The sequence below is a fragment of the Blautia sp. DFI.6.71 genome (assembly GCF_020593585.1).
GTDB lineage: Bacteria > Bacillota > Clostridia > Lachnospirales > Lachnospiraceae > Blautia_A > Blautia_A wexlerae.
Window position 1 is genome coordinate 1 of sequence record NZ_JAJDMJ010000110.1, and the last position, 1,981, is coordinate 1,981.

Annotated in this window: 2 protein-coding genes; both read left to right on the forward strand. The window is 43.0% G+C overall.

Annotated elements, in window-relative coordinates; translation table 11 throughout:
• Nucleotides 1–388 precede the first annotated feature (388 nt).
• On the forward strand, nucleotides 389–577 hold the full coding sequence (locus LJE12_RS19395) for a hypothetical protein (protein ID WP_008704419.1): 189 nt from the start codon (nucleotides 389–391) through the stop codon (nucleotides 575–577).
• Between the two features lie 30 nt (nucleotides 578–607).
• Nucleotides 608–1,864 carry a group II intron reverse transcriptase/maturase gene (gene ltrA, locus LJE12_RS19400; RefSeq protein ID WP_022380659.1) on the forward strand — a complete coding sequence of 419 codons (1,257 nt, stop codon included), beginning with the start codon at nucleotides 608–610 and terminating at the stop codon, nucleotides 1,862–1,864.
• Nucleotides 1,865–1,981 lie beyond the last annotated feature (117 nt).

Here is a 1,981-nt window from a genome sequence, read left to right on the forward strand (position 1 = left end):
GTGGTAACGCCGATGTTAAAGGGATATGCAGGTCTGGTGGTCTATGCTGATGATTGTGCGCCACGAAGGCGGAAACTTGTGACATGATGTCAAACAAGTATAGCCATGCTGTGTGAATGATGATGGCAGGCCCATCGGAACCGCTATATAGGTGGAGGTTTCAAATCACTCTGAGGTGCTGTAGTCAAAAGCTATGGTACTGAGCGTCAGAGAAAAGGCTGTACAAAACAGTCAGGTGTGGACAGTGGAGATGAACGAAGCTGTGAACCACTTACGAAAACGTCGAAAGCGTAGAGACTCCATCAAAACCAGGGGGTCAGTCGTTAACCTGGGATAAGCATAACGGGAGCCTATTTACTGGTTATGCGGTGGACGGCGTAAAGGTGGCATGAACACTGTTCAGGCATTCATATGGAACGTGGGAACCTACGGGCTGGTGTTAAGGGAGAGTGCCAAGTGGACGAACCGCAAGGTACAGAGTACTGATACAGTCATAGGGGCAGAGTGGCTTGTAGTAGTGAAGAGGGTTTCTGAAAAGAAAACAGAGCGAAGAAGCCACAGTATCCAAGCAGAGTAAATAAGTCAACTTAGGAATAAGGAGGAGCTTATGAGCGAAGCAAAACAGTTTGATATTTCAAAGAAGGCTGTAATTGCAGCTTTTCAGGCGGTAAAGGAAAACGCAGGAAGTTACGGGGCAGATGAACAAACCATAAAAGAGTTTGAGGAGCATCTTAATAACAACCTGTATAAACTATGGAACCGGATGGCATCAGGAAGTTATTTCCCGAAGCCTGTAAGGGCAGTAGCAATACCCAAGAAAAATGGTGGAATCAGAATTTTGGGAATTCCAACAGTAGAAGACAGAATCGCACAAATGGTTGCGAAGATGTACTTTGAACCGCTGGTTGAACCAATGTTTTACAATGACTCATATGGATACCGTCCGAACAAATCTGCAATTCAGGCAGTAGGACAAGCAAGGGAAAGATGTTTTAAAAGAGACTGGGTATTGGAATTAGATATCAAAGGGCTCTTTGATAACATCAAACATGGATATCTGATGTACATGGTTGAGAAACATACGCAAATAAAATGGCTGATACTTTATATAAAACGTTGGCTTACAGTGCCGTTCATCATGAGTGATGGCTCGGTTGCTGAACGCAGGTCAGGAACACCTCAGGGTGGAGTTATCAGTCCTGTGCTTGCAAATCTATTTCTTCACTATGTATTTGATGACTTTATGACAAAAGCATATCCGAACATCTGGTGGGAAAGATATGCTGATGATGGAGTACTGCACTGCCAATCGTACAAGCAGGCTGCATTTATAAAGCAGAAACTGGAAGAACGTTTTCAGCAGTTTGGATTGGAACTGAATAAAGAAAAGACACGTATTGTCTACTGCAAGGATAACCGAAGGCCACAAAACTATAGTTGTACCCAATTCACTTTTCTGGGATATACGTTCAGACCAAGGCTAAATAAGAATAAAGAAGGAAAGTTCTTTGTAGGCTTTACGCCTGCGGTCAGTGAAAAAGCCAAAACTGCTATGAAACAGAAGATCAGAGAATGGAAGATACAGTTAAAGGCGGATCTCTCATTAAAAGATATTGGGAACATGATAAACAAAGTAGTGCAAGGATGGATTAACTACTACACACACTATTATAAGTCAGAATTTTATGAGGTGTTGCGTTATATCAATCAATGTCTGATTAAATGGGTACGACGAAGTTATAAAAAGAAAAACACGAGAAGCAGAGCCGAGCACTGGCTTGGTGCAGTAGCCAGAAGAGACAGAAACTTGTTTGCACACTGGAAATTTGGAATATTACCATCTGTTGGAGAGGGAGCCGTATGAGTCGAGAGGCTCACGTACGGTTCTGATGGGGACTCAAGGGGAGGTTCCTTGGGTCTACCTACTTTGTGGTGACATTCCAATACAAATCAGATGCAGTATGGTTCTATGAACACTTAA